Raw genomic sequence first — 26,112 nt, forward strand, 5'->3', positions numbered from 1 at the left:
GGGACCGGATCCCGCGCAAGGCGCTAATCCCCAGGCGTGGAACCGCCCAGGTCCACCGGCCAGGAACCGGCCAGGGCGCTGAGCCGCTCGGCCGCCGCGGCCGGGTCCGCGCCGCGCCCCACCGCCAGCCCCAACAGGTACGCGGTGACCGGCGCACCCGGCCGGACCACCTGATGGGCCACGTCCCGGGCCACGTCGAGCACCGTCGGCACGGGCACCCCCGCCGGGTCCAGGTCCAGTTCGGCGCAGACCGCCGTGACCCAGTCGTCCAGCACCGTCATCTCGTCCACTCCTCCGCCCGGCGTACGTCCTCGTCAGTGTCGCAGTCGAACCAGGGCGGCGGCCCCGAGCCGGACCAGGACATCTCCCGTACGGCGACACCGGCCAGCAGCCCGCGTACCGGTGCCCCGTCGAGCGAACCGCCCCGCGTCGCGGCGAGCCGGTCGAGGGCCGCCCGCAGGGCCGGGAACCGCCAGACCGCGCAGAGATGCTGGCGGCGGCCGTCGCCGTCCACGTAACAGGCGAGCGCGGGTGGCTGCCCGTCGAGGACTCCGGGTCGGCCGGCGGTCCGAGCGTCCGCCGGCCCGGCGGACGGGGCGGCGAGCGCGCGTCGCAGCTCGGCCACCGCGGCGGTGGTGAGCAACGGCAGGTCGGCGGCGAGCAGGGCGACAGTCGTCGTACCGGAATCGAGCAGTGCCAGCCCGGCCGCCGTGGCGGCCACCGGACCGCCACCGGGCGGCTCCTCACGGGTGGTCCGGACTCCCTGTGACACCGGGCCGGCCGGGCCGACCACGATCCGCTGGTCCGCGTCGGCAACCGCGGCCAGCACCCGGTGCAGCATCGGCCGGCCGCCGATCGCGCGGGCCGGCTTGTCCACGCCGCCCATCCGCCGGGCCGCGCCACCGGCGAGCACGATCGCCGCGTACCCCGTCATCGCCTCACACTAGCCACGGCTCGGGCCCTGCCCGCTCTCCCGCCTTGATCGACTACATGTCGCCGGGGGCGGGAAGGTGTGGGGCGAGGTGCGGGCGGCGGGACGCCCGGGGAGGATGGCGGCATGGGACGGGCGACGGATCGGCGTGGTGTGCTGCGGATCGACCTCGACGCGGCCGGGGACGGCCGGGGGCGGATCCGGCGGCAGGACACCCTGGCCGTGGAGGAGCCGCTGGAGATCCGCGTCGGCGCGGCCGGCCCGGGCCGACGCCGGCCGCTGGCGGTGACGATGCGTACGCCCGGCGACGACCTGGACCTGGCCATCGGCTTCCTGCTCACCGAAGGGCTGATCCGGTCGGCGGAGGACGTGCACACCGCGCAGCTCTGCGCCGGGGCGGAGACCCCGAACACCTACAACGTGGTCGACGTGGTGCTCTCGCCCGGCGTGCCGGAACCCGTCACCGACCCTTCGCGCAACTTCTACACCACCAGCTCGTGCGGCGTGTGCGGCAAGGCGAGCATCGACTCCGTGCGGACCCGCTCGCAGTTCGCGGTGCAAGACGACCCGCTGGTGGTCACCGCCGACCTGCTCGCCGGGCTGCCGGACCGGCTGCGCGCCGCGCAGCGCGCCTTCGACCGCACCGGCGGCCTGCACGCCGCCGGCCTCTTCACCCCCGACGGGGAACTGGTCGTGCTGCGCGAGGACGTCGGGCGGCACAACGCGGTGGACAAGGTGCTCGGCTGGGCCACCCGGGAAGGGCGGCTGCCGCTGGCCGGGCACGTGCTGCTGGTCTCCGGACGGGCCAGCTTCGAACTCACCCAGAAGGCGTGGATGGCGGGCGTGCCGCTGCTCGCGGCGGTGTCCGCGCCGAGCACGCTCGCGGTCGAGCTGGCCGAGGAGGCGGGGATGACGCTGGTCGGCTTCCTTCGCGGGCCGACCATGAACGTCTACACCGGGGCGGCGCGCGTCGGCGGCTGACGGCGGCGTCGCGGGCCTGGTCGGCCCGGCAGGCGGGTGAGCGGTCACCGGCGTGGCCGGCGTCGGCGGCGCCGCAGCACCACGCCGTCGTCGGAACCGGGCCACCCGTCCAGCGCGGACGGGGCGACTCCGCGCCGGAGCGCCTCGTCGAGCAGCACCGCGAGCGAGTAGCCGGGGTGGGCGGACAGCACCCGTTCCAGGGTGACAGCGGCCAGTGCCCCGTGCCCCGAGCGCCAGGCGGCGAACGCGAGCAGGCAGCCCGGCGCGGCGATCAGGTCCGGCTCGGCGCGTCGCAGCACGTCCGTCCAGAGGCTGATGTCCTCGTCCCGGCCGTCGGTGCGGGACCAGGCGTGGTCGCGTACCGCGACGTGGGTGAGGAGCACTGTCAGCCAGGCCACCTCGTCGTCGTCCAGCCGCTCGCCGCGCCGCTGCCGGCGAAAGGCGGCTCGTACGGCCGCCGTGCCCGCCGTCCGCACGGCCCGAGGCTCCCCACCCGATCCGGCACCACCTGCCGGCACCTGGGACTGGCCACCCGACCCGGGCCCGCCAACCGGGACCGACGACTTCCCCTCCGGCCCAGCACCGTCCGCCGGAACCGGCGGCTCCCCGCCCGCCCTCGAACTGTCGGCTGGCAGGCCTCCGGCCGGGCTCCCTGCCGACGGCGTCGACGGCCGTCCGGTGAGCGCGGCCAGGCGGAGGCGCGCCCGACCGGTGGCCCGGCGCATGGCGAGCCGGACCGGCCCATCGAGCGGGGACACCTGCGCGGCGAGCGCGGCCCGGTCGGGCAGGGCGACCTGACCGGCGAACACCGCAGCGGCGCTGACCTGGCTGGCGGCCAGGTCGTACGGGGTGCCCTCGGGCGGGCAGCAGGACGGCTCGACGCACAGGTACGAGAACCAGCGGCCATCGGTGACCCGCAGCGCGTCGAGTACCACCACCCCGGTGGCGGTCAGCGCGTCGCCGATCGCGTCCACGACGCCTGTCACCCAGGCGGCCGGACCGTAGCCGACGACAGTGGCGGCGTCGGCGTCCTGCCGGGCCACCACCTGCGCCAGGTGCCGGGCCGCCGGACCGGGGTCGGCGCCCGGTGCGGGCAGGTCGCCACGGGCGGCGAAGACGACGCGCCGGCCGCGTACGGCGACCACCACGACGCTGTCGGCGGGATGGAAGCCGAGCAGGTAGGGCACGGCCGCGACCATGTCGGCCGGCGAGCGGACGGAGAGGCGCGCTGGCTCGGTGGAGTTCATGCCGGGAGCGTGGGCGGTCGCGGGCCGCCACGTCCGCCCCTGTGGACGACACGCGGTCCGTCCACAGATACGGAGCGTATCGGCCCAGCTCAACGGCGATCTGCGGCGTCACTCGGCACACGGATGTCCGGGGTAACCGCTACCTTGCGCTCATGGACCTGGCGTACCTGCGGGCACACCCGGAGCACCTGCCGACCTTCCTGACCCACCAGCGGATCCGGGAGACCCCGGTCTCCGGCGGTGACATCTGCGCGGCCTCCCGGCTGACGCTCGACGACGGGCACTCGGTGTTCGCCAAGACCTGGCCGGAACGGGCGGCGCGTCCCCTGCCGGAGGGCTTCTTCGCCGCCGAGGCGGCCGGGCTGCGCTGGCTGCGCGAGGCCGGCTCGGTGCCCGTACCGGATGTGCTCGTCGCTCTGCCCGACCTGCTGGCGCTCGACTGGGTGGAGCCCGGCGAACCGACGCCCGAGGCGGCGGAGGCGTTCGGCCGCGACCTGGCCGGGCTGCACCGCGCCGGCGCGCCCGCGTTCGGCGCGGACCGGCCCGGGTTCATCGGCGCGCTGCCGCAGGACAACACGCCCGGCCCTGGTCCCTGGCCGGACTGGTTCGCCCGGCACCGCCTCCTGCCCTACCTGCGCATGTCGGTCGACGGCGGCGCGCTCGACGGCGCCGGGGCGGCGCTCGTCGAGCAGGTCGTCGAACGGATCGGCGAGTTCGGCGGCGACGAGCCACCGGCCCGGCTGCACGGCGATCTCTGGCCCGGCAACCTGCTCTGGGGCGCCGACGGGCGGGTCTGGCTGGTCGACCCGGCCGCGCACGGCGGCCATCGCGAGACCGACCTGGCGCAGCTCGCCCTGTTCGGCGGCCCGCCGCACCTGGACCGGATCATGGCCGCCTACCGGGAGGCGTGGCCGCCGGCCGACGGATGGCGGGAACGGGTGCCGCTGCACCAGTTGCATCTGCTGCTCGTGCACACCGCGATCTTCGGCGCGGCGTACGCGGACGCGGTGCGCTCCACCGCCCGTGCCGCCCTCCGGGGGCCCGACCGCGCTACGGTCGACAGATGAGCGCCCCCGGGACGAGCGACGGCGTCCTCGCCGACCGGTACGGCCGTGTCGCCCGGGACCTGCGGGTCTCGCTGACCGACAAGTGCAACCTGCGCTGCACCTACTGCATGCCGGCGGAAGGTCTGCCCTGGCTGGCCGGTCCGCAACTGCTCACCGACGACGAGATCATCCGGCTGGTGGGTGTCGCCGTGTCCCGGCTCGGCATCACCGAGGTGCGCTTCACCGGCGGTGAGCCGCTCATCCGGCCGGGCCTGCCCGGCATCGTGGCGGCGGTCGCCGCGCTCACGCCCCGGCCGCGCATCTCGCTGACCACGAACGGCATCGGCCTGGCCCGCATGGCGCCGGCGCTGCGTGCCGCCGGGCTGGACCGCGTCAACGTCTCGCTCGACACGCTGGACCGGGACCGGTTCACCGCGCTGACCCGCCGCGACCGGCTCGCCGACGTGCTCGCCGGGCTGGCCGGCGCGGCGGAAGTCGGACTGACCCCAGTGAAGATCAACTCGGTGCTCATGCGCGGCACGAACGACGACGAGGCGCCCGCGCTGCTCCGGTTCGCGCTCGCGCACGGCTACGAGCTGCGGTTCATCGAGCAGATGCCGCTCGACGCCCAGCACGGCTGGGACCGCTCGACCATGGTCACCGCCGACGAGATCCTGGCCTCCCTGCACGCCGCGTTCGCGCTGACGCCGGACCCGTCCGAACGGGGCGCGGCACCGGCCGAGACGTGGTTGGTGGACGGCGGGCCGGCCCGCGTCGGGGTGATCGCCAGCGTGACCCGACCGTTCTGCGGCGACTGCGACCGCACCCGGCTCACCGCCGACGGCCAGGTACGCAACTGCCTGTTCGCCACCGAGGAGTCGGACCTGCGTGGCGCGTTGCGCGACGGCGCGGACGACGAGGAACTGGCCCGCCGCTGGCGCGCCGCGATGTGGGCCAAGCGGGCCGGGCACGGCATCGACGACCCGACCTTCCTCCAGCCCGCTCGCTCGATGTCGGCGATCGGAGGCTGAGGATGGAGCTGACAGTCCGCTATTTCGCCGGCGCCCGCGCGGCCGCCGGACGATCCGAGGAGACCGCATCCGCCGGGCGGTCCCTGGACGAACTCCTCGATGACCTGGCCGCCCGGCACGGCGAACGCCTCGCGGTGGTGCTGAAGGCGGCGAGTTTCCTGGTCGACGGCGTGGCCTGTCATGATCGACGGGCACTGTTGCCGGCCGGGGCGACGGTGGACGTGCTGCCGCCCTTCGCGGGCGGCTGAGGGGGACACACGTGCTGGCCATGGCGACATTCCTGGGCTTCGTCGTGCTCGTGATCGGCCTGATCCACTTCTACCTGTGGAAGCGGCTGGTCCGGGACACCACACGCCCCGGGCGGTGGCGTCGGGCCGGTGGCGTGGCGATCGCGGCGCTGGCGGTGCTCGTACCGCTGACCATGGCGGGCACCCGCAACGGCTGGTACTGGCTGGCCTGGCCCGGCTACCTCTGGGTCGCGCTGATGTTCTACCTGCTGGTGCTGCTGCTGGTGCTCGAAGTGCCGACCGCGGTGGTCCGGCTGGTGCTGCGCCGCCGGGCCCGCTCGGCGGTCGTCGCCGGCCCGGAGCCCGAGCCCGCGCTCGTCGGCGCGGCGACGGCGGAGGGTGCGACGCCACCGCCGGTCGACAGCGCCGACGCGCCGCCGGCCGGCACCCACGCGCCGGACCACGACCCCTCCCGGCGGCTGCTGCTCGCCCGCGGAGCGGCGATCTTCGCCGGGCTCACCGCCGCCGGTGTCACCGGGTACGGCGTCCGCACCGCGATGGGTCCGCCGCAGCTCGACCGGGTGCAGATCCCGCTGGCGAAGCTGCCCCGGAGCATGGACGGGCTGCGTATCGCCACCGTCTCCGACATCCACCTCGGGCCGTTGCGCGGCCGGGCGCACACCGAGCGGATCGTCGCGATGATCAACCGGATGGACGCCGACCTGGTTGCCGTGGTGGGTGACCTGGTCGACGGCACGGTGGCCGAGCTGGGCGAGGCTGCCGAGCCGCTGCGTGACCTGCAGTCCCGGTACGGCAACTTCTTCGTCACCGGAAACCACGAGTACTACTCCGGCGTGGAGGAGTGGGTCCGTGAGGTGGACCGGCTCGGCCTGCGCGTGCTCCAGAACGAGCGGCAGGAGATCCAGGCCCGGGGCGGCGTGCTGGACCTCGCCGGGGTGAACGACGTGAGCGCCGCCGGCACCGGGGTGGCCGCGCCCGCCGACTACGCCGCAGCCCTCGGCGACCGCGACCCGAGCCGGCCGGTGGTGCTGCTGGCGCACCAGCCGGTGGCGGCGCAGGAGGCGGCGAAGTTCGGCGTCGACCTCCAGCTCTCCGGGCACACCCACGGCGGCCAGATGGTGCCGTTCAACCTGGCGGTGAAGCTCGAACAGCCGGTGGTCTCCGGTCTCGGCGAGGTCGACGGCACGAAGGTCTACGTCACGAACGGCGCCGGTTTCTGGGGCCCGCCGGTGCGGGTGGGCGCGCCTCCCCAGGTGACGCTCGTCGAGCTGCGCGCTCAATAGCGTGCATGGGCCGCCGAGTCCAGCACCGCATTGCTCAGGTCACCCGTACGCGTGGCGACGGGCGGGCGGGGGACCGGACGTGACAGGATGCGGCGTGCCTCCGTTCAGCGCCGCACCCCCCGGTGGCCTCCCGCCGTACGTCGCGGATCTGCACATCCACTCGAAGTACAGCCGCGCGTGCAGCCGTGACCTGACCCTGCCGAACCTGGCCTGGTGGGCCCGGCGTAAGGGCATCGGCGTGCTCGGCACCGGCGACTTCACCCATCCCGCCTGGTACGACCACCTGCGCGAGACGCTGCACCCGGCCGAGCCGGGCCTGTACCGGCTCTCGCCCGAGGCGGAGCGGGACGTCGCCCGGCGGCTGCCGCCCCGGCTCGCCAGTGAGGCGGAGGCGGACCCGGTCCGGTACATGCTGAGCGTGGAGATCTCCACGATCTACAAGCGCGACGACCGCACGCGCAAGGTGCACCACCTGATCTACCTGCCGGACCTGGACGCGGTGGGCCGGTTCAACACCGCGCTGGGCCGCATCGGCAACCTCGGGTCGGACGGCCGGCCGATCCTCGGGCTCGACTCCCGCGACCTGCTGGAGATCACGCTGGAGGCGAGCCCGGACGGCTACCTGGTGCCGGCGCACATCTGGACGCCCTGGTTCTCCGCGCTCGGCTCGAAGTCCGGCTTCGACGCGATCGCCGACTGCTACGCCGACCTGGCCGAGCACATCTTCGCGGTGGAGACCGGCCTGTCGTCCGACCCGGAGATGAACTGGCGGGTCGGCAGCCTGGACCGCTACCAGCTGGTGTCGAACTCGGACGCGCACTCGCCGCCCGCGCTGGCCCGGGAGGCCACGGTCCTGACGGCCGCCCGCGACTACTTCGCCATCCGCGAGGCGCTGCGTACCGGCGACGGGCTCGCCGGCACCGTGGAGTTCTTCCCGGAGGAGGGCAAGTACCACGCCGACGGGCACCGGCTGTGCGGCGTGAACTGGTCGCCGGAGCGGACCCGCGAGGCGGGCGGACGCTGCCCGGAGTGCGGCAAGCCGCTGACGGTGGGCGTACTCAGCCGGGTCGAGGAGCTGGCGGACCGGCCGGCCGGACACCGGCCGGCGCACGCCCGCGAGGTGACCCACCTGGTGCCGCTGGCCGAGATCCTCGGCGAGCTGAACCGGGTCGGCGCGCGGTCGAAGAAGGTCGAGGGAAAGCTCAACGAGCTGATCGCCGCGCTCGGCCCGGAGCTGGAGATCCTGACGCGTACCCCGATCGAGGAGATCGGCCGCGTCGGCGGCGAGCTGCTCGCGGAGGGCATCGGACGGCTGCGCCGCGGCGACGTGCGCCGCGTGCCGGGCTACGACGGGGAGTACGGCGTGATCACGCTGTTCGATCCGGCCGAACTGGGCGCCTCGGGTGCCCGGGCCGGGCAGGAGACGCTGTTCGACGTACCGGTGCCCGCGCAGCGGCAGCCCGCGGAGCCGGCACCGAAGCCGAAGGCCAAGCGCCCGGCGGCGGCTCGGCCGGAGCCGAAGCGGACGCCGCCGCCCGCGCCCCCGATCGCGCCGGCGCCGTCCCCGCACGAACCGTTCGAGCCGATGCTCGCCGGGATGGAGGAGGTCGGCACCGGCCTGCTGGACCGGCTGGACGCGATGCAGCGGGTGGCCGCGTCCGCGCCGGGGGGTCCGCTGCTGATCGTGGCCGGCCCGGGCACCGGCAAGACCCGGACGCTCACCCACCGGATCGCGTACCTGTGCGCGGAGCTGAACGTCTTCCCGGACCAGTGCCTGGCGATCACGTTCACCAGGCGTGCGGCCGAGGAGCTGCGGCACCGGCTGGACGGGCTGCTCGGCCCGGTCGCCGAGGACGTCACTGTGGGCACGTTCCACTCGCTGGGCCTGACCGTGCTGCGGGAGAACGCGGCGGCGGCCGGGCTGCCGGCGGACTTCCGGATCGCCGACGACGCGGACCGGGCGACGGCGCGCGGCGAGGCCGGTGACGACGACGAGCGGTACACGGCGCTGCTGCGCAAGCGGGACCTGGTCGACCTGGACGAGTTGCTGACGCTGCCGGTGGCGCTGCTGAAGGGCGACCGGAAGCTGGTCCGGGAGTACCGCGAGCGGTGGAAGTGGATCTTCGTCGACGAGTACCAGGACGTCGACGCGGTGCAGTACGAGCTGCTGCGGCTGCTCAGCCCGCCGGACGGGAACCTGTGCGCGATCGGCGACCCGGACCAGGCGATCTACTCGTTCCGGGGCGCCGACGTGGGCTACTTCCTGCGCTTCTCGCAGGACTTCACCGACGCCCGGCTGGTCCGGCTGAACCGCAACTACCGCTCCTCCGCGCCGATCCTGGCCGCCGCCGTGCAGGCCATCGCGCCGTCGTCGCTGGTGCGCGGCCGTCGCCTCGACCCGGCCCGGCTCGACCCGGAGGCACCGCTGGTCGGCCGGTACGCGGCGAGTTCCGCCTACGACGAGGCCGACTTCGTGGTCCGTACCGTGGACGAGATGGTCGGCGGGCTGTCCCACCGCTCGCTCGACTCGGGGCGGATCGACGGGCGGGCCACGTCGCTGTCATTCTCCGACATCGCGGTGCTCTACCGCACCGACGCCCAGGCCGCGCCGATCGTGGACGCGCTGGCCCGGGCGAACATCCCGGTGCAGAAGCGCTCGCACGACCGGCTGCGCGACCGCCCCGGCGTGCCGGCCATCGCCCGCGAGCTGCGTCACGCCGGTCTCGACGGTTCGCTCGCCGCCCGGGTACGCCAGGCCGGGCAGATCCTGGCCGAGCGCTTCGCCGTGCCCACGCTCGACGGCTCCGGCGCGGTACGCCCCGAGGACGTCCGCACGGCGGTGGACCTGCTCACCCCGCTGGCCCGGCGCTGCGGCGACGACCTCGAGCTGTTCCTCAACCAGCTCGCCACCGGCGCGGAGGTGGACGCGCTCGACCCGCGCGCCGAGGCGGTCACGCTGCTCACGCTGCACGCCGCGAAGGGCCTGGAGTTCCCGGTGGTGTTCCTGGTCGGCGCCGAGGACGGTCTGCTACCGCTGCGCTGGCCCGGCTCCGAGCCGGACGACGACGCGGTGGCCGAGGAGCGTCGGCTGTTTTTCGTCGGGCTGACCCGGGCGCAGGACCGGCTCTACGTCAGTCACGCGGGCCGCCGCGCCCGGCACGGCGCGGAACGCGACACCCGCCCGTCGCCGTTCCTCGACGTGATCGATCCGGCGCTGTTCGAGCGCCTGGACGCGACCGAACCCCGCCGCCCGAAGGACCACCAGCTCCGGTTGATCTGACCGGCGCAGCTCCGGCGGGCCACGAACGCGGGCCGGGCCACGAACGCGGGCCGGGTCACGAACGCGGGCCGGGCTGGGCCGCGCCGATCAGGTCAGCACGGCGGCGAGCCACGCGCCGCCGAGCAGCGCCGGGCCGAACGGCACCGGCGTGTCCCGGCGTACCCGGCCGGCGGCCAGCAGGACGAGCACCGCGGCTCCGCCGAGCACGTGCGGCAGGAGCAGCCCGAGGCGCAGCGTCGGCCAGCCGAGCCAGCCCAGCGGCAGCCCGAGCGCTGCGGCGAGCTTCACGTCGCCGAAGCCGAGCCGGGCACGGGGCAGCAGCGCCAGCAGCGCGTACCCGGTGAAGGAGAACGCGGCGCCGGCCACCGCGACGGCCAGGCGGCGCGGTTCGCCGGTCGCCGCCGTGGCAGCGGCCAGGCCGAGGCCACCGCCGAGCGCGACCACGCCGACGAGCGGGTCGGGCAGCCGCAGCGCGGTCAGGTCGGTGACCGCGAGGACCAGCCCGGCGGCGGCGACCAGCAGCAACGCGGGCAGCGCCGGATCGGCGCCACGGGCGGCGAGCCCGCCGAACACCACGGCGCCGACCAGGGCGAACGCGTCCCGGCGCGGCGCGCCGGCGGCGGGCACTGTGACGAACGACCGGGCGACCGGTACGGCCGCCCACCCGGCCGCCGCGCCCAGCAGCGCGGCCCCCGTCACCAGCAGCGCCGACACGGGCCGGGACGCTACCGCCCGGCCGGCTCCGCGGATGCCCCGTCGACGGCTGGTGGCGGGGACCGGCGGGGTCGCTCGGTGGTCACCACCACTGCCACGCCGGCCACGATGACCGCGCCACCCAGCAGCACCTGCGAGGTGACGGGCTCGGCGACGAACAGCGCGCCGAGCGCCACCGCGACCACCGGGTTCACGTACGCGTACGTCGAGACCAGGGAGATCGGCGCGTGGGCGAGCAGCCAGACGTACGCGGTGAACGCGACGAGCGATCCGGCCACCATCAGGTAGGCCATCGCCGCCCAGGACCGCCCGGTCACGTCGGCGAAGGAGAAGCCGCGCAGCTCGCCCCGGGCCACGCCGACGAGCGCGAGCACCGCCGCGCCCGCGACCATCTCGTAGACGGTGGCCACGAACGGGTCGGCGGGCATCAGGATCTTCCCGGACAGGTACGAGCCGACCGACCAGCTCGCCGCCGCGGCGACCACTGTGAGCGCCCCCGCCACCGGCACGCCGTCCACCCCGTCGCGGGGCAGCACGAGCAGGACCAGGCCGGCGAAGCCGAGCGCCACCCCGAGGAACGTCCACGGTCGCGGCCGGTCCCCGCCGGCCGTCCGCAGCAGCACCACGAGCAGCGGCACCGTGGCGACGAGCAGCGCTGCCACACCGGAGGGTACGGCGGTCCCGGCCGGACCGGACTCGGCGAGCACCACCAGACCGTTCCCGCCGGCCAGCAGCAGCACGCCGACGAGCGCTGCGGAGCCGACGCGGCGCGCGGGCACCCGCAGGGCGCCGGGTCCGCGCCGCAGGCGCAGCACCACGGCGAGCACCACCGCTGCGGCGGCGAACCGCATCGCCGCGGAGATGAGTGGCGGCAGGGACTCGACCGCGACCCGGATGCCCAGGTAGGTCGAGCCCCAGAGCAGGTAGACCAGCACGAGGGCGGTCCAGATCAGCGCGGTGCGGGCCGGCGGCGTCGCGGAATCGACAACGTTCGTCGCACTCGTGGGGCGTGAGCTCATCGTGGGACCACGCTACGGTGACCACGGCGTCGGCGTCCCCAGTTGGTGGCCGGCCTCTCAGCACTGGCGTACGCAGGAGGCGTTCATGTCGAACTTCGGTCCACCGGGCGGCGGCTCTCCCGAGCCCTGGGGACGGCCCGACGACGGCTACGCCCCGCAGCCCGATCCCCGCTACGCCGCACAGGACGATCCGCGTTACGCCCCACAGCCCGGCCCGCAGTACGGCCCGCCGCCGGGCGCGCGGCCGTACGGTCCGCCTGCGGATCAGTACGGCCCGCCCACGCAGCAGTACGGGTCCGCCGACCGGTACGGGCCGCCCACCCAGCAGTACGAGCCGGGCCCGGCCTGGTCCCCCGGGCCGCCGCAGCAGGGCCACCCGGCCGACCCCTACGCCGCGTCGCCGTACGGCGGTGGCCAGCCGCAGTACGCCGAGCCGATGCCGCCGAAGCGCGGGAAGGGCCCGCTGCTGGTGGTCGTGATCGTGCTGGCCGTGCTGCTGCTGGGCGGCGCCGGGGCGTACTGGATGCTGGGCCGGGACGAGCAGACCCCGACCGGCGGCACGACCGCTGCCACCCAGCCGGCCGCGGATCCGAGCGAGGCGCCGCCGAGCGAGCCGGCCGACGCCACGCCCACGACGGCGGCCCCGGCCTCCTCGACCGATCCGCGCTTCGTCAAGGCGGGCCAGTGCGTCGCCAACGAGGGCGGCGGCGGCCAGCCGAAGCTGGTGATCGCCGACTGCGCCCCGAAGACGTACGAGGTGCTGCGCCGCATCGACGGCGCGACGAGCGGCAAGAAGGACGCGGAGGCGAAGTGCGGGAAGGTGGCCGGCTACACCGACTGGTACTTCTTCGACAGCGAGCTGGACACGCTCGACTTCGTGCTCTGCCTGAAGCGCCGCTGAGCGTCGGCGGCGTCGCTGAGCGTCGGCAGCATCGCGGGCGCGCCGCGAATCAGGACCGGTAGCCAAAACTAGGGCTGTCTAGCATCCACGCTAGACAGCCCTAGTTTTAGGTCGAGGCCGACACGCGGTAGCCGCCTCTACGCGCGTCTAGCCTGGTCGCTAGAGAACCCGATACTGTGCGATTCGTGGATCCGGTCCGCAACCCGTACGCGCCGGGCGCCGGCCAGCGCCCGCCCGAACTCGCCGGGCGGGGGCGGGAACTGGACGTCTTCGACGTGGTGCTGGAACGGATCGCCCGCGGCCGGCCCGAACGCAGCCTGATGCTCACCGGCCTGCGTGGAGTGGGCAAGACCGTCCTGCTCAACACGCTGCGCTCCGAGGCGATCAACCACCTCTGGGGCACCGGCAAGATCGAGGCCCGGCCGGACCAGTCGCTGCGCCGGCCGATCGCCGCCGCGCTGCACATGGCGGTCCGCGAACTGGCGCCCCGGCACCGCGCCCCGGACCGGATCGACGCGTTCCTCGGCGTCCTCAAGGCGTTCGCGCAACGCTCCACTCCCACCGGGCGGGGCGGCGCGGCACCCAAGCTGCGCGACCGCTGGCAGCCCGGCATCGACGTACCGGCGAGCAGCGGACGCGCCGACTCCGGCGACATCGAGATCGACCTGGTCGAGCTGCTCAGCGACGCGGCGGCGGTCGCCACCGACGTCGGCACCGGCATCGCCATCTTCATCGACGAGATGCAGGACGTCGGCGCCGAGGACGTCTCCGCGCTCTGCGCCGCCTGCCACGAACTGTCCCAGCTCGGCGCGCCGCTCATCGTCGTGGGCGCGGGGTTGCCGCACCTGCCGGCCGTCCTCAGCGCCGCCAAGTCCTACTCCGAGCGGCTCTACCGCTACCAGCGCATCGACCGGCTCGACCGGATCGCCGCCGACCAGGCGCTCTGCGCGCCGGCCGAGCGGGAGGAGGTCGAGTACGAGCAGAAGGCCCTCGACCTGCTCTACGAGTCCTCCGGCGGCTATCCCTACTTCGTCCAGGCGTACGGGAAGGCCACCTGGGACCACGCGCCCCGCTCACCGATCACCGCGGCGGACGTCCGGGTCGCCGCGCCCGAGGCGGAGGCCGAGCTGGCGGTGGGGTTCTTCGGGTCCCGGTTCGAGCGGGCCACGCCCGCCGAACGCGAGTACATGCGCGCGATGGCCACGCTGGCGCTGGTGGACGGCGAGGAGGGCGGCCGGGACGACATGGACGCGGCGGTGCCGACCGCCGAGATCGCCCGCGCGCTCGGCCGCAAGCCGGCCAGTCTCTCCCCGGCCCGGGACGCGCTGATCAAGAAGGGCCTGATCTACTCCGGCGAGCGGGGAACCGTGGCGTTCACAGTGCCGCACTTCGGCCGCTACCTGCGCACCCAGCCGGCCTGACCGCTCAGGCCGCTCGGGCCGCGACCGCTCAGGCCGCTCACACCCGAGACCAGGGCGCCGGGAAGACCACCTCGCCGGCCGGCGGTGGCGGCTCTCCGCTCGCCGAGGGCGGCAGCACCAGCGCCTGCCACGGCTCCCCCAGCCCGGACCAGGGGCTCGTCAGGCCCAGCCGGACCGCCGGGCCGAACCCGAAACGGCGGTAGTAGGCCGGATCGCCGAGCACCACCACCAGCCGTTCGCCCAGCTCGGTCGCGGCGTCCAGCGCCGCCTGCACCGCCGCCGTGCCGTGCCCCAGCCGCTGCCGGTGCCGCGCCACCGCCACCGGGCCCAGGGCCAGCGCCGGCAACGTGCCGCGGTCGGTGCGTACGCCGACGCGCGTGAGCAGCGCGTACGCCACCACCTCGCCGCCGTACTCGGCGACCATGGCCAGCTCCGGGATCCACGCCGGGCTGTGCCGCAACTCCTCGACCAGGCCGACCTCCGGCGGGGTGGCCACGTCGGGCCGGGCGAAGGCGGCGGCCAGCACCCGGGCCACCGGCGCCTCGTCGGCGGGGCCCTCCGGGCGCAGTCGCAGCGTCGTCACCCGCGCGACCTTACCGAACGCGACCGGTCCATCCGCGACGGTCGCTGAAATCGATACCGTTCGGACGTCCACGTCGGCCGATACCTTTCGTGTGTTGCGGGGATGACGACGCCGCCGACGGGGTAAGACTGAGCCATGAAGCCCGTGCGCTCCCTCGCCCGAGTCATGTTGAGCGGCATCTTCGTGGTCAGCGGCGCCCGCAACCTGCGCAACCCGGAACGCCTGGTGCAGGCCGCGGAACCGGTCACCGGGAAGGTCGCCCCGCTGATCCAGAACGTGCACCCCCGCATCCCCACCGACACGGTGTCGCTGATCCGGGCCAACGCCGCCACCCAGCTCGTCGGCGGCCTGATGTTCGCCACCGGCCGGTTCACCCGTCCGGCCGCGCTGGTGCTCGCGGCCACGCTGATCCCGACCACCGCCGCCGGTCACGCCTTCTGGAACAACGACGACCCGGCCGCCCGCAACAACAACCAGATCCACTTCCTGAAGAACCTCGGCCTGCTCGGTGGCCTCCTCCTCGCCGCCGCCGACACCGAGGGCAAGCCGGGCCTGCGCTGGCGCGCCGGCCACCGGATCGACCACTCGCGCCGGTCGGTCAAGCGCGCGGTCCGCACCGCGCGGCGCGAGGCGAAAATCGCCGTACGCTCCGCGGCGACCGCCCGCCGCATGCCCGGCTGACAAGCGTTTTCGTACGGCCTCCACCCCCCGCAAGGCCACCAATCACCTGAACCGTCCGAGACCCGTTAACGCGGTGGAAATGTCAAAAACACGTGTGGGATCGGACACGGTCGCGTAACGCGGGAGGCAGCAACGTGAGGCGCCGTTCTAGGCTCCGTTCTGGACCTGGACGGGTACGACGACCTTGGTACGGGGGTGGCCACGCCATGCCGACGACAGTCGGTAGACGGACCAACCGCCTCGCCCCGACCTCCCGCGTCGACCGCCGGATCGTGGTGCGTCTCGGCGTCGTCGCCGCCGTGTCGTACGCCGCGTGGCTCGCCGTCGGCGCCTTCGGACGGCCGTACAACTTCTTCGACATGAAGATCTACCACGGCGCGGTGCTGTGGTGGGCCGGCGGCAACGAGCTGTACGACTTCGTCGCGCCCTCCACCACGCTGGGCTTCACCTACCCCCCGTTCGCCGCCCTGGTCATGCTGCCGATGTCCTGGCTGCCGGTCGACGGTGCCGGCTTCGTCAACGCGCTCGCCAGCATCGGCGCGCTCGCTGTCGTCCTCGCGGCGCTGCTACGCCCCATCGTGGACCGGCTCGGCTGGCCGCTCTGGTTCACCGTCGGCATCGCGACCCCGCTCGCAGTCGCCATCGAGCCGTCCCGGGAGACGCTCGGCTACGGACAGGTCAACCTGCTGCTCTTCGCGCTGATCATGGCGGACATGGTGGGCCTGCGCTGGCGGGCCAAGCGGGGCACCCACTACGAGACGGCGGATTCGCCACTGGCCCGGTTCGTCTACAGCGGCGCCTGGGCCGGTGTGGGCATCGGGCTCGCCACAGCGGTCAAGCTCACCCCGGCGTTGTTCGTGGCCTACCTGATGCTCACCCGGCAGTGGCGGGCCGCGCTGACCGCCGTCGGCACCGCGATCGGCGTGACCATCGCGACGTTCGGCGTGCTCGGTGAGGAGTCCCGCGCGTACTTCGCCGACGTGCTCTGGCAGACCGAGCGGGTCGGCGCGGCGGACATGACCGCCAACCAGTCCCTCGCCGGCCTGCTGGCGCGGCTCTACGACTCGATCGAGACGCCCGGCCTGCTCTGGCTGGCGTTCTCGGTGCTGCTCCTGGCGCTTGGCCTGTCCCGGGCGATGAGTGCCCGCGCCGACGGCGACGAGCTGACCGCGTTCACGCTGGTCGGGCTCACCGCCAACGTGATCAGCCCGATCTCCTGGTCGCATCACCTGATCTGGGTCATCCCGGCGATCATCGTGCTGGCCGACGCCGCGGTACGCCGCCGCGAAGCGAGCCGCGGCCTGCCGCCGCGCGGCACCGGGGGCCCTTCGGCCAACGGCGTGCCGGCCCTGCGCCCGCCGATCTGGTACCCGACGCTGACCGGGCTCCGCCACGGCGTCGGCGCGCTCGGGCTCTACCTGCTGTTCCTGATCTCACCGATCTGGCCGTACGAGCACCAGCTCCCCGAGGTGTCCCACTACCAGGACGGCCTGTTCGGCGCGCTCATGGAGAACTCCCTGGCCATCGCGCTGATCGTGCTCGTCGCGGCGTTGCCGTGGCGCCCCGGCGCCGAGCCGGCGTTCTACCACGAGCGGCTGGGCCGCCCCGCCGCGCTCACCGCCCGGCGCTGAGCGTTCAGGGGCAGTTCACCCATTCCTCGGTGCCGTCGTCGAAGACCTGGCGCTTCCAGATCGGCAGCCGCGCCTTCACCTCGTCCACCAGGCGTGCGCAGGCGGCGAACGCGGCCGCCCGGTGCGCCGTGCTGACGGCCGCCGCCAGTGCCACGTCCCCGATCTCCAGCGGGCCGATCCGGTGCGACACCGCCACCGCGTACACCTGCGGGTCGGCCGCGATCTCGGCCGCCACCTCGCGCAGCACGGCCTCGGCGGTGGGGTGGCCCTCGTACTCCAGCCGGGTGACCCCCCGGCCGTGGTCGTGGTCGCGGACCACGCCCTGGAAGGACACCACCGCGCCGGCCCGGCGGTCGGCGACCGCCGCCTCGTGCGCGGCCAGGTCGAGCGGCCGGTCGGTCACCGCGCCGAGCACCACGCCTGCTTCCACTGTCACGACGTCTCCCGTCGGCTCGTTCGTCGCGCTCACCCGAATCGCTCCCCGGGGGTCAGTGGCAGCGGCACGAGCGGCACCCGGTCGCCGGCCGCGCCGCTGGCGCCGGGCCGGATCACCGCGAAACCGTCCGCGCCGGCCAGCCCTCGCAGCATCGCCGAGCCGACGTGCCGCACCGGGTATGCGGTGCCGGCGACGCGGTCCCAGCGGGCCAGCGCCAGATGGGTGTAGTCGCCGCGCCCGGGGATCGGCTCAGCCAGTGTCACGTGCGGCAGCACCGGCATCGGCCGGCCGGTGAGACCGGCGAGCAGGGGCGCGACGAGCGACACGAGCGCCACCACGGCTGACTGCGGGTTGCCGGGCAGACCGGCCACGAACCGCACCCGCCCGTCGCCGTCCACCAGCCGGGCGAGCAGCATCGGGAAACCCGGGCGCACCGCCACGGTGTTCACCACGTAGTCGGCACCGAGCGCCTCCAGCGTCGGGTGCAGGTGGTCGACCGGGCCGTGCATGGTGCCACCGGTGGTGCAGACCAGGTCGGCGTTGGCGAGCGCGCCCCGCAGCGCCGCCACGTGCGCGGGCAGCGTGTCGGCGACCGGGCCGACCACGTCGGCCGCGCGCACCTGGCAGCCGTAGCGGCGCAGCCAGGCCGGCACCGACGGGCCGAGCGCGTCACGGACCCGGCCCGCGCCGGGCGGACCCGAGGTGAGCAGTTCGTCGCCGAAGACCAGCAGCGCGGCCCGGGGTGGACGGCGGACCCGCAGCGTGTCGAGCCCGCAGGAGGCGGCCAGGCCGATCACCGCCGGGTCCACCGGCGTGCCGGCGGGCAGCAGCTCCTCCCCGAGGTTCGCCTCCTCGCCCGGCTCCCGCCACTCCGGCGCCGAGCGGGGCGTGCCGGACACCAGGCCGTCCGCCGTACGCGTCGACTCCTCGATCCGCAGGATCGCGGTCGTGCCCTCGGGAACCATCGCGCCGGTGGCGATCTCCACGGTGCTGCCGTCGGCGTCCAGCGGAGGTGCGGTGTGCCCGGCGAGCACCCGTCCGACCACCCGCCACGGCCCCGGGCCGCGCACCGCCCAGCCGTCCACGCTGGAGGTGGGGAACGCGGGCAGGTCGGTACGTGTGGTCAGCGGCTCGGCCAGGGTGTGCCCGTCGGCCTCGGCCAGCGGACGGGCGACCGCGGGGAGCGCGGCGGACAGGCCCACCGCGTACACCCGGGAGCGGGCCTCCTCCCACCCGGCCGGGGGTGGCGTGCCCGCCTCGGCCGTGGCGGCTTCGGTTTCCGTGCTCATCCGGCGAGCCTAGCGCCGGGGCACGTGTCTCGCGGGTTCAGTGGTCGCCGCCGCGGAGCTGGTCGACGGCGTGCCGCAGGATCGGCCCGAGCACGGCCAGGCCGTCCCGGGCGCCGCCGCGCGAGCCGGGCAGGTTGACCACGAGCGTCCGGCCGGTCACCCCGGCCAGCCCTCGGGACAACGCCGCCGTCGGCACGGTGTCGCGGCTGTGCGCGCGGATCGCCTCGGCGATGCCGGGGATCTCGTAGTCGAGCAGCGCGCGCGTCACGTCGGGCGTGCGATCGGTCGGGGTGATGCCGGTGCCACCGCTGGTCAGCACCACGTCGACGCCGTCGGCACGGGCCGCGCGCAGGGCGTCACCGACCGGTTCGCCGTCCGGCACCACCACCGGCGCGTCGACCTCGCACCCCAGCTCGCGCAGCCCGGTCACGAGCAGCGGGCCGCTGGTGTCCTCGTACACCCCGGCGGCGGCCCGGTTGGACGCCACGATCACCCGGGCCCGGATCACGGCCGGTCCTCCGGCCGGACCCATTCGCCGGTCTTGCCGCCCTCCTTGCGGAGCACCCGCACAGCGTCCACCGACGCGGCCGGGTCGACCGCCTTCACCATGTCGACCAGGGCGAGGCCGGCGACCGCCACCGCGGTCAGCGCCTCCATCTCGACGCCCGTGCGGTCGGCGGTCTTCGCCGTAGCCGTGATCTCCACCGTGTCGGCGGTGAGCTCCAGGTCGACGGTGACGCCGTGCAGCGCGATCGGGTGGCACAGCGGGATCAGGTCGGGCGTGCGCTTGGCCCCCAAGATGCCGGCGAGCCGGCCGACAGCCAGCGCGTCGCCCTTGGGCAGGCCGTCGCGGCGCAGCAGGTCCACCACCTCGGCGGTGGTGCGGAGGCGGCCGGCGGCGACCGCGAGCCGGCCCGAGACCGGCTTGGCGGAGACGTCGACCATCCGGGCCGCACCGGCCGGGTCGACGTGGGTGAGCTGCGCGGGTTCGGTCACGGCCCGACCCTATCCGCCGGGTACGACGCCGCGGGTGCGCCGGCCTGCGGCGGGGAGGAGCGCCGTGTCGGGTGCCGATGCACGACGCCCCTCCCTCACCTGCCCACCGCCGATTCGCTGGGGGGAACTGACGGTGGGGGCCTCGTTCGGCCGGGTCCGCTCCGGCGGAACCCACCCCGTGGCCGATGCCGGGGACGCTAGCGAACGCCGCGATAAGAAATCGATAAGCCGGTTCAGGTCGGCGGGGACGACGGCTCCGCGAGCTGTCGGCGCAGGTCGTGGCGTTCGGGCGCACCCATCCGTTCGAAGATCGCCGACGCGCGCTGCCGGTAGCGTCGCGCTTCGGTCGGCTGCTTCTCCGCCAGATGTCCGGCCAGGCCGTCGAGGGCGCGGGCCTGCTCGTACGGGTGGCCGATCCGGGTGGCGATGGCGAGCGCTTCTTCGAAGACGAGAACGGCCTCGTCGGCCCTCCCCGTGACGCCCAGGGTGACGGCCAGCTCGTTACGTGCCTGCGCCTGGACACCCCGCTCCCCGGAGGCGGCGGCGGCCTCGATGGCCGCCTCGTGGTGCCGCAGCGCGTCCTCGTAGCGGCCCAGTTGCCGGTAGGTGCCGGCGAGGTCGCTGAGCGTCTCGGCGCGGGCGAAGCCGTTGCCGGTGCGGTCCCGGAGCGCGAGCGAGGCTCGGAGCAGGCGCTCTGCCGCCGCGTTCTGCCCCAGGCGGTATCTGACGCCACCGAGATGCCCCAGTGCGTTCGACATGTGGAACAGGTCGTGCTTGATACGGGCGACGAAGAGATGGAGCCGGTGAACCGCCATCGACTCGTCATAACGGCCGAGGTAGCGAAGCGTGAGGCCCAGGTTGGGCAGAACCGGAAGGGTGTCCAGCACATGGCTGCGCAGCGTCTCGCGGCTCGCTTCGAGCGACTGGTGGAGTCGCCCGGTCAGCCAGTGCACGGCACCGAGGTTGAACCGTGCCCGCTGTGCGCCCGGTTCGTCACCGAGCCCGGTGAGGATCGACACGACCTCGTGCAGGTGCGCGGAGGCGTCCTGGTAGGCACCGGTGCGCACACACGCCGAGGCGAGGTAGTTGTGCATGAGGGCCACGGCGTGACGGTCCCCGCACCGCCGCGCCGCGACGAGACCCACCCCGTTCGTGGCCGATATGTCGTCGAAGTAGCCGCGGATGTAGAAGAACCGCCAACTGGCACGAGCCAGCCGCCACGCCATCGGTTCATGACCCTCGTCAGCCGCCTGACGGATGAACGCGTCCAGGTTCGGCCGCTGCTCCTCCAGCCAGTCCAGGTCGCGGTTGACGCGTCCCGCGAGCAGATCCGGTCGACGCGGTTCCGCGAGCCGCAAGTGCTGCGCGAGTACGCGGCCGTCCTCGATCGACGCCGACGCCCGCACCACCGAGTGCAGCACATGATCGAGCAGGTTCTGGACGGCCGATCGCCTGGCCGTCGCCTCGCCCTCCTGGCGGGCCAGCTCGGCGGCGTAACGCCTCATCAGGTCGTGCAGGCGATAGCGGCCGGCCGAGGTCTCCTGCACGAGGTGGCGGTCCACCAGTTCGTCGAGAACGTCGGCCGCGTCCCGCAGAGGGAGATCGGTGAGGGCTGCCACCATCGCGGTGTCGAGGTGGTTTCCGGCCACCAGGCCGAACGATCGGAAACCTTTCCTGCAGGCCTCGTCGAGCGGCTCGTACGACTCGGCGAACGCCTCCATCAGGCTGCGAGCCTCGGCACGAAGAGCGGGGAGGAACATCGACCTGTTGCTCAATCTGTCGACGAGGTCGGAGATCCGCCAGTCGGGGCGGTGCGCCAGCCGGGTGCCGGCCAATCCGACAGCGAGAGGCAGGCAGCCGCAGATGCCGACCAGTCGGCGCGCGGCCTCCGGTTCGGCCTCCACCCGCCCGCCCCCGACGAGGGTGGCGAGCAGTTCGAGCGCCTCGGCCTCGGCGAGGACGGTGAGAGACACCGGCGGTCGTTCGGTGAGCGCCAGCAGACGCCGCCGGCTGGTGACGAGCACCGCGGCCGATCCGGATACGGGCAGCAGCGGTTCGACCTGCCGGCTGTCGGCGGCATTGTCGAGCACTACAAGCACGGAACGCGTGGCCAGCTGGCGCCGCCACATCTCCTGCCGGTCGGGCAGTTCCATGGGGATCCGGCCGGCCGGCACACCCAGTTGGCGAAGCAACGTTTCCAGTGCCGTCGCCGGACGCATCCGTGTTCGCGCGCTGTGTCCCCGCAGGTCGACGAAGAGTTGCCCGTCGGGGAAGCGCTCGGCCGACCGGGAGGCCACGTGCAGGGCGAGAGTCGTCTTGCCGCAGCCCGCCATGCCGTCGATCACCCGGATCCCCGGACCCTGCCCGGATGCCTCGCGCACTTCGTACAACAATCGATCGACCATTTCCTCCCGGCCGACGAAATTCATCACCGTTCGCGGCAGCCAATTGCGCTTATGAGCGCCACTCCGGATCGTCTCCACCTCGCGCGCCGATTCCGGAATCCGGCGTCGCGCGCGGGTGGCCGCGTTTCGAAGTCGCTCCATCTCCTCGCTGGGCGGCACCCCCAGTTGATCGGTCAGTGCCTCGCGTGCGGCGCGGTAGACGGCCAGCGCACCCCCCGCGTCACCGGCCGCGATGAGGGCACGCATCAGGAGGCACTGCGCTCGTTCCCACAGAGGCTCGTGCGAGACCTCGTCACGCAGCAACGACACGGCCGATTCCGGGCGCCCCAGGCTGAGATGTGCCTCCGCCAGCAGTTCCAGCGCTGCTCGGCGCTCCTGGTTCACAGCCTCTCGCCGCGCGGTCAGCGCCGGCCCCAGCGTCAGTCCCGCGAGCAGCGGGGCCGCGCCGTGGACGACGTCCTCGAGCAACGGGATCGCCCGCGCGGGCTCTCCCGCTCGCATCAGGCCTCGGGCGTGGCGCCAGCGCCCGGTCACCCGGTGCAGGTCGATCAGGCTCTCGTCGGTGAGAAGCCGGTAGCCGCCTGGTTCACGGACGATCCTGAGCCTGTCGCCCGCGCACGAGTCGAGGCTCCGGCGCAGATTGGCGGCGTACGTCCGGACATTGGCGATCGCGGAGCGGGGTGGCTCGTCGGGCCACAGCTCGTCCACCAGGTCGTGCAGCGGGACCAACTGGTTGGCCCGCACGACCAGGAGCGCCAGCACCAGCTGCTGCTTGGGTGTTCCAAGCGACAGGTCGGCCGCGCCGAGCCGCACCGCCAGACCACCGACAACTTGGATTTGCATGCTGCTGTTCCAGCCTCAGTCGGCTCTTGTCCACGCCAGGCCGCAGCGTAATCGATTTGTCACAGAGGCGTTGCCCCGCCGTCAAGAGGCATTGCCGGCCCTCGTCCGACCCGACTGGAGAAGCCGCCAGAAAGCACGGTTGTAATGTTCCGCCGCCGCGACGACGCTACAGGCGACGTAAAGCATCCAGCCCATTCCCATGGCGCTGAGCGACCACGCGGGTACGTGAGGGAGATGATCGGCTCCGCTCCGCACACCACTCGTGGACAGAACGTCATTTAATCGGCAATAGTTACTTATATTGCGCATACCGACATTAATGCTTTCTTATCTCCCTTCCTGCACTCTAACCTGCTCTTCCAAGGCAGGGGGCGCCACAAAGCGCCGAGAGAGATGTGCGAGGAGGGTCGTGACAATGCGCAGCACCGAATGGAACTGACGAACCCTTTGGTCATCGGCAACCACGACCCGCTCGATATCCGAGGAGGGCAACAAATGCGCAGCACCGAATGGAACTGAGAGTTCTCATATTCCCGGCGAAGGGGTAGGCTGCCGCTCATCGCATTCCGACGGTGAGCGGCGGGTGATGCCGGTTGAGCCGAACAGCGGACGGCCGACAAGCCGTCGAACCTCCGCTGCGCGCACTCGTGTACACCTTGAGCGTGTGCGCGGCGTTCGTCGCGCTCGCCGCACTGATCGCCGTCTGGAGGCAGCCACCGGACTCCGTTCGTGACCTCGTAACCGTCACGACCCTGGTAGTGACGGTCGCCCTGGCCACAATCATCAAGACCCCGGTGCGGATCCGGTCCACCACCGTGGCCTTCGCCTGGGTCGAGACCGCGATCGTCATCGGTCTCGCCGTCGCGCCGGCCTCCTGGCTGATTCTGGCAACCGGCATCGGCGTAGCCTGCGGATCAGTCACGCGACTCGCTCCCATCAAGACCGCATTCGGCGTCGCGAAGCACACGTTGGTGGCCGGGGGCAGCACTCTCGTCATCCTGCTGCTCGGCGAGGCATGGCCGCCCCGCGAGCCGCTCCATATCGTGCTGCTGCTGGGAGTCGTCTACCTGGTGGCGGCGGTGCTCGACGACGTACTCGCGATTCCGGTCATCGCGCTCGCGTCCGGGACGCCCGTCGTCCGCCAGTTCCGTACCGACCTCGATCTTCGAGTCGCCGGGTTCGCGGTCCGCTTCCTCGTCGCCGCGTGCACAGTACTCATCCTGCGGGCAGACCCCCGATTGCTGCTCGCCGTGCCACCGCTCGTCCTCAGCCTGCACCTGGCCTACTCCGCCCGGATCCGCACCCGCACCGAGCAGCAGGCCTGGCAGCGCCTGGCCCGCGCCACCGACGCACTCAACGTGGTCGACCTCGACCAGGTACTCACCACAGCGGTCACCGAGGCCAGCGAACTCTTCTCCGCCGACGAGGTCGAGATCGAGCTGCGCGACGGCGGACGCACCGTCCGGGGCAACGGCACGGACATCGCGTACGACGGAACGGCCCCCCAGCCCAGCGCCGTCGACGGTCAGGTCATGCCGGTCCCCCTGGAGGGCCACGACCGCACCGACGATGTCGGCGTGCTGCGGCTGCGGTTCGCCGGCCCGGTCGAACTCTCCGAGCGCGAGCAGTACACCCTGCGTACCTTCGCCTCCGCCCTCTGCACGGCGGTCCGCAACGCCCAGGCGTACGCCGAACTCGCCCGCATCGCCGAGGACCACGCCTACGCCGCCACCCACGACGCCCTCACCGGCCTGTCCAACCGGCGGCACCTGCTCGACGAGGGCAGCGCCCAGCTCACCACCCGGCACGCCGACGGCGTCACCGCGCTGGTGCTGATCGACCTCAACCACTTCAAGGAGGTCAACGACACCCTCGGGCACGGCGCCGGTGACCGGGTGCTGATCCAGGTCGCCGAACGGCTGCGCGGCGCGGCCCGCCCCGACGACCTGGTCGCCCGGCTCGGCGGCGACGAGTTCGCCGTACTCCTGCGCGGCCTGCCCGCCCCGGCCGTCGCCGCCCACCGCGCCGAGGCCCTGCTCGCCGCGCTGCACGACCCGCTGGACCTCGACGGCATGCGGATCAGCGTGGAGGCCAGCGGCGGCATCGCCGTCGCCCCCGCCACCGGCGGCATGGCGGAACTGCTGCGCCGTGCCGACGTGGCCATGTACCAGGCCAAACGCGCCGGCCAACGCGTCGCCACGTACGCGCCGGCCCGCGACACCGCCGACCTGAGCCGGCTCACCCTCGGCGGCGAACTGCCCCGTGCCGTGGCCGACCACGAGTTCACGGTCAACTTCCAGCCCATCGTCGACCTGGCCGGCGGCGAGGTGATCGGCGCCGAAGCCCTGGCCCGCTGGCACCACCCCACCCACGGGCTCATCGACCCGCTGCGCTTCCTCGAAGCGGTGGAACGCTCCGGGCTGCTCCCCGCGTTCGCCGAGGCGATCCTCGACCAGGCGCTCATCGCCGCCGGCTCCTGGCGCGACGCCGGCTTCGACCTGCCCGTCTCGGTGAACGTGTCCCCGCGCAGCCTGCTCGACGCCCGCTTCCCCGGTGCGGTACTGGCCCGGCTGCGCGCCCACGACCTCCCGCCGGACCGGCTCGTGCTGGAACTGACCGAGACGCTCACGCTCAGCCAGCTCGACGTGGTCGACCGCGTACTCAGCCGCCTGCGTGACTCCGGCGTCCGGCTGGCACTCGACGACTTCGGCACCGGCTACTCGTCGCTCTCTCTGCTGTCCCGCATTCCCGTACACGAATTGAAGATCGACCGCAGCTTCGTCGGCGCCATGGAGACCGCGCCCGAAGCCGCCGCCGTGATCCGCTCCACCCTCGACCTCGGCCGCAGCCTCGACCTCACGGTGGTCGCCGAGGGCGTGGAGAACGAACCGCAACGCCGCGCGCTCTGGGAACTCGGCTGCGCCGCCGGGCAGGGCCACCTGTTCGCCCGGCCGCTGCCCGCCGCCGCGCTGCTCGCCGCCCTCCAGCGCGGCCACGGCGGCCGGACCGGCGCGCTCGCACCCGCGCTGCACGACGCCGGCGCCGTCATCCGCCTCCCCGGTCGCCGCGCCGGCCGCACCCGCCCTTCGCCCCCCGCCGCCACCGACGCCCGCCAGCCCTGACCCGGCCGGGACACACCGCCGGTC

General features: G+C 73.7%; 22 protein-coding genes. 11 read left to right on the plus strand and 11 right to left on the minus strand.

Annotation, left to right across the window (positions count from 1 at the left end; genetic code table 11):
- Positions 1-23 precede the first annotated feature (23 nt).
- Together GA0070562_RS00590 and mobA are read right to left on the minus strand one after the other, a co-directional pair.
- The gene (locus tag GA0070562_RS00590) at positions 24-281 is read right to left on the minus strand and encodes a DUF6457 domain-containing protein (RefSeq protein WP_091415945.1); all 258 of its coding nucleotides are present in this window, start codon (positions 279-281) and stop codon (positions 24-26) included.
- Positions 278-934, minus strand: a complete 657-nt coding sequence (gene mobA / locus GA0070562_RS00595) for a molybdenum cofactor guanylyltransferase (protein ID WP_091413434.1) — start codon at positions 932-934, stop codon at positions 278-280. The genes GA0070562_RS00590 and mobA overlap by 4 nt, the downstream gene beginning before the upstream one ends.
- A gap of 123 nt (positions 935-1,057) precedes the next feature.
- Here mobA and fdhD point away from each other — a divergent pair, with 123 nt between their 5' ends.
- A complete protein-coding gene (fdhD, locus tag GA0070562_RS00600) occupies positions 1,058-1,912 on the plus strand; it encodes a formate dehydrogenase accessory sulfurtransferase FdhD (protein ID WP_091413435.1) in 855 nt (284 codons plus the stop codon).
- Positions 1,913-1,956: 44 nt separating this feature from the next.
- On the opposite strand, the gene GA0070562_RS00605 is transcribed toward fdhD, so the two are convergent.
- Positions 1,957-3,159 (minus strand): DUF4192 domain-containing protein, encoded by a 1,203-nt coding sequence (locus tag GA0070562_RS00605; protein WP_091413437.1) that lies wholly within the window; start codon positions 3,157-3,159, stop codon positions 1,957-1,959.
- Positions 3,160-3,311: 152 nt separating this feature from the next.
- Here GA0070562_RS00605 and GA0070562_RS00610 point away from each other — a divergent pair, with 152 nt between their 5' ends.
- The 5 genes from GA0070562_RS00610 to GA0070562_RS00630 all read left to right on the plus strand — a co-directional run bounded on the left by GA0070562_RS00610 (position 3,312) and on the right by GA0070562_RS00630 (position 10,047).
- Positions 3,312-4,226 (plus strand): fructosamine kinase family protein, encoded by a 915-nt coding sequence (locus tag GA0070562_RS00610; RefSeq protein WP_091413439.1) that lies wholly within the window; start codon positions 3,312-3,314, stop codon positions 4,224-4,226.
- On the plus strand, positions 4,223-5,236 hold the full coding sequence (moaA, locus tag GA0070562_RS00615) for a GTP 3',8-cyclase MoaA (RefSeq protein ID WP_091413441.1): 1,014 nt from the start codon (positions 4,223-4,225) through the stop codon (positions 5,234-5,236). The genes GA0070562_RS00610 and moaA overlap by 4 nt, the downstream gene beginning before the upstream one ends.
- Positions 5,237-5,238: 2 nt before the next feature.
- The gene (locus GA0070562_RS00620; protein WP_091413443.1) at positions 5,239-5,484 is read left to right on the plus strand and encodes a MoaD/ThiS family protein; all 246 of its coding nucleotides are present in this window, start codon (positions 5,239-5,241) and stop codon (positions 5,482-5,484) included.
- Positions 5,485-5,504: 20 nt separating this feature from the next.
- Positions 5,505-6,767, plus strand: coding sequence for a metallophosphoesterase (locus GA0070562_RS00625; protein ID WP_091415948.1), 1,263 nt, complete (start codon positions 5,505-5,507; stop codon positions 6,765-6,767).
- A gap of 94 nt (positions 6,768-6,861) precedes the next feature.
- Positions 6,862-10,047, plus strand: a complete 3,186-nt coding sequence (locus tag GA0070562_RS00630) for a UvrD-helicase domain-containing protein (RefSeq protein WP_091413445.1) — start codon at positions 6,862-6,864, stop codon at positions 10,045-10,047.
- Between the two features lie 87 nt (positions 10,048-10,134).
- Here GA0070562_RS00630 and GA0070562_RS00635 read toward each other — a convergent pair whose 3' ends face one another.
- Together GA0070562_RS00635 and GA0070562_RS00640 are read right to left on the minus strand one after the other, a co-directional pair.
- Complete coding sequence (locus tag GA0070562_RS00635) at positions 10,135-10,761, minus strand: prepilin peptidase (RefSeq protein WP_091413447.1); 627 nt, start codon at positions 10,759-10,761, stop codon at positions 10,135-10,137.
- A gap of 11 nt (positions 10,762-10,772) precedes the next feature.
- Entirely contained in the window at positions 10,773-11,780 is a 1,008-nt protein-coding gene (locus tag GA0070562_RS00640) for an EamA family transporter (protein ID WP_225853288.1), read from the minus strand.
- An 85-nt stretch (positions 11,781-11,865) separates the two neighbouring features.
- On the opposite strand from GA0070562_RS00640, the gene GA0070562_RS30965 reads away from it, so the two are divergent.
- Positions 11,866-12,681 carry an LppU/SCO3897 family protein gene (locus GA0070562_RS30965; RefSeq protein ID WP_091413449.1) on the plus strand — a complete coding sequence of 272 codons (816 nt, stop codon included), beginning with the start codon at positions 11,866-11,868 and terminating at the stop codon, positions 12,679-12,681.
- Between the two features lie 185 nt (positions 12,682-12,866).
- Positions 12,867-14,102 carry an ATP-binding protein gene (locus tag GA0070562_RS00650; protein WP_091413451.1) on the plus strand — a complete coding sequence of 412 codons (1,236 nt, stop codon included), beginning with the start codon at positions 12,867-12,869 and terminating at the stop codon, positions 14,100-14,102.
- A 37-nt stretch (positions 14,103-14,139) separates the two neighbouring features.
- Here the strand turns inward: GA0070562_RS00650 and GA0070562_RS00655 are convergent, their stop codons facing one another.
- Positions 14,140-14,685, minus strand: a complete 546-nt coding sequence (locus GA0070562_RS00655) for a GNAT family N-acetyltransferase (protein ID WP_091413453.1) — start codon at positions 14,683-14,685, stop codon at positions 14,140-14,142.
- Positions 14,686-14,820: 135 nt separating this feature from the next.
- Between GA0070562_RS00655 and GA0070562_RS00660 the strand changes: the two genes are divergently transcribed.
- Both GA0070562_RS00660 and GA0070562_RS00665 read left to right on the plus strand, forming a co-directional pair.
- Positions 14,821-15,366, plus strand: a complete 546-nt coding sequence (locus tag GA0070562_RS00660; RefSeq protein ID WP_091413455.1) for a DoxX family protein — start codon at positions 14,821-14,823, stop codon at positions 15,364-15,366.
- Positions 15,367-15,572: 206 nt separating this feature from the next.
- Positions 15,573-16,997, plus strand: coding sequence for a glycosyltransferase 87 family protein (locus tag GA0070562_RS00665; protein ID WP_091413457.1), 1,425 nt, complete (start codon positions 15,573-15,575; stop codon positions 16,995-16,997).
- A gap of 4 nt (positions 16,998-17,001) precedes the next feature.
- On the opposite strand, the gene GA0070562_RS00670 is transcribed toward GA0070562_RS00665, so the two are convergent.
- The 5 genes from GA0070562_RS00670 to GA0070562_RS00690 all read right to left on the minus strand — a co-directional run bounded on the left by GA0070562_RS00670 (position 17,002) and on the right by GA0070562_RS00690 (position 22,966).
- Positions 17,002-17,427, minus strand: coding sequence for a molybdenum cofactor biosynthesis protein MoaE (locus GA0070562_RS00670; protein ID WP_175438624.1), 426 nt, complete (start codon positions 17,425-17,427; stop codon positions 17,002-17,004).
- 35 nt (positions 17,428-17,462) lie between these two features.
- Positions 17,463-18,722 carry a molybdopterin molybdotransferase MoeA gene (locus GA0070562_RS00675; protein WP_091413461.1) on the minus strand — a complete coding sequence of 420 codons (1,260 nt, stop codon included), beginning with the start codon at positions 18,720-18,722 and terminating at the stop codon, positions 17,463-17,465.
- Between the two features lie 37 nt (positions 18,723-18,759).
- Complete coding sequence (locus GA0070562_RS00680) at positions 18,760-19,254, minus strand: MogA/MoaB family molybdenum cofactor biosynthesis protein (RefSeq protein ID WP_192580700.1); 495 nt, start codon at positions 19,252-19,254, stop codon at positions 18,760-18,762.
- Positions 19,227-19,718 carry a cyclic pyranopterin monophosphate synthase MoaC gene (gene moaC, locus GA0070562_RS00685; RefSeq protein WP_091413463.1) on the minus strand — a complete coding sequence of 164 codons (492 nt, stop codon included), beginning with the start codon at positions 19,716-19,718 and terminating at the stop codon, positions 19,227-19,229. Before moaC ends, GA0070562_RS00680 begins: the two co-directional genes overlap by 28 nt.
- A 233-nt stretch (positions 19,719-19,951) precedes the next feature.
- Positions 19,952-22,966 carry an AfsR/SARP family transcriptional regulator gene (locus GA0070562_RS00690; RefSeq protein WP_091413464.1) on the minus strand — a complete coding sequence of 1,005 codons (3,015 nt, stop codon included), beginning with the start codon at positions 22,964-22,966 and terminating at the stop codon, positions 19,952-19,954.
- A 635-nt stretch (positions 22,967-23,601) separates the two neighbouring features.
- Here GA0070562_RS00690 and GA0070562_RS00695 point away from each other — a divergent pair.
- Positions 23,602-26,088: a putative bifunctional diguanylate cyclase/phosphodiesterase gene (locus GA0070562_RS00695; RefSeq protein WP_419779963.1), complete on the plus strand. Its 2,487-nt coding sequence runs from the start codon at positions 23,602-23,604 to the stop codon at positions 26,086-26,088.
- Positions 26,089-26,112: the final 24 nt, after the last annotated feature.

It is taken from the genome of Micromonospora tulbaghiae (genome assembly GCF_900091605.1).
GTDB classification, from domain to species: domain Bacteria; phylum Actinomycetota; class Actinomycetes; order Mycobacteriales; family Micromonosporaceae; genus Micromonospora; species Micromonospora tulbaghiae.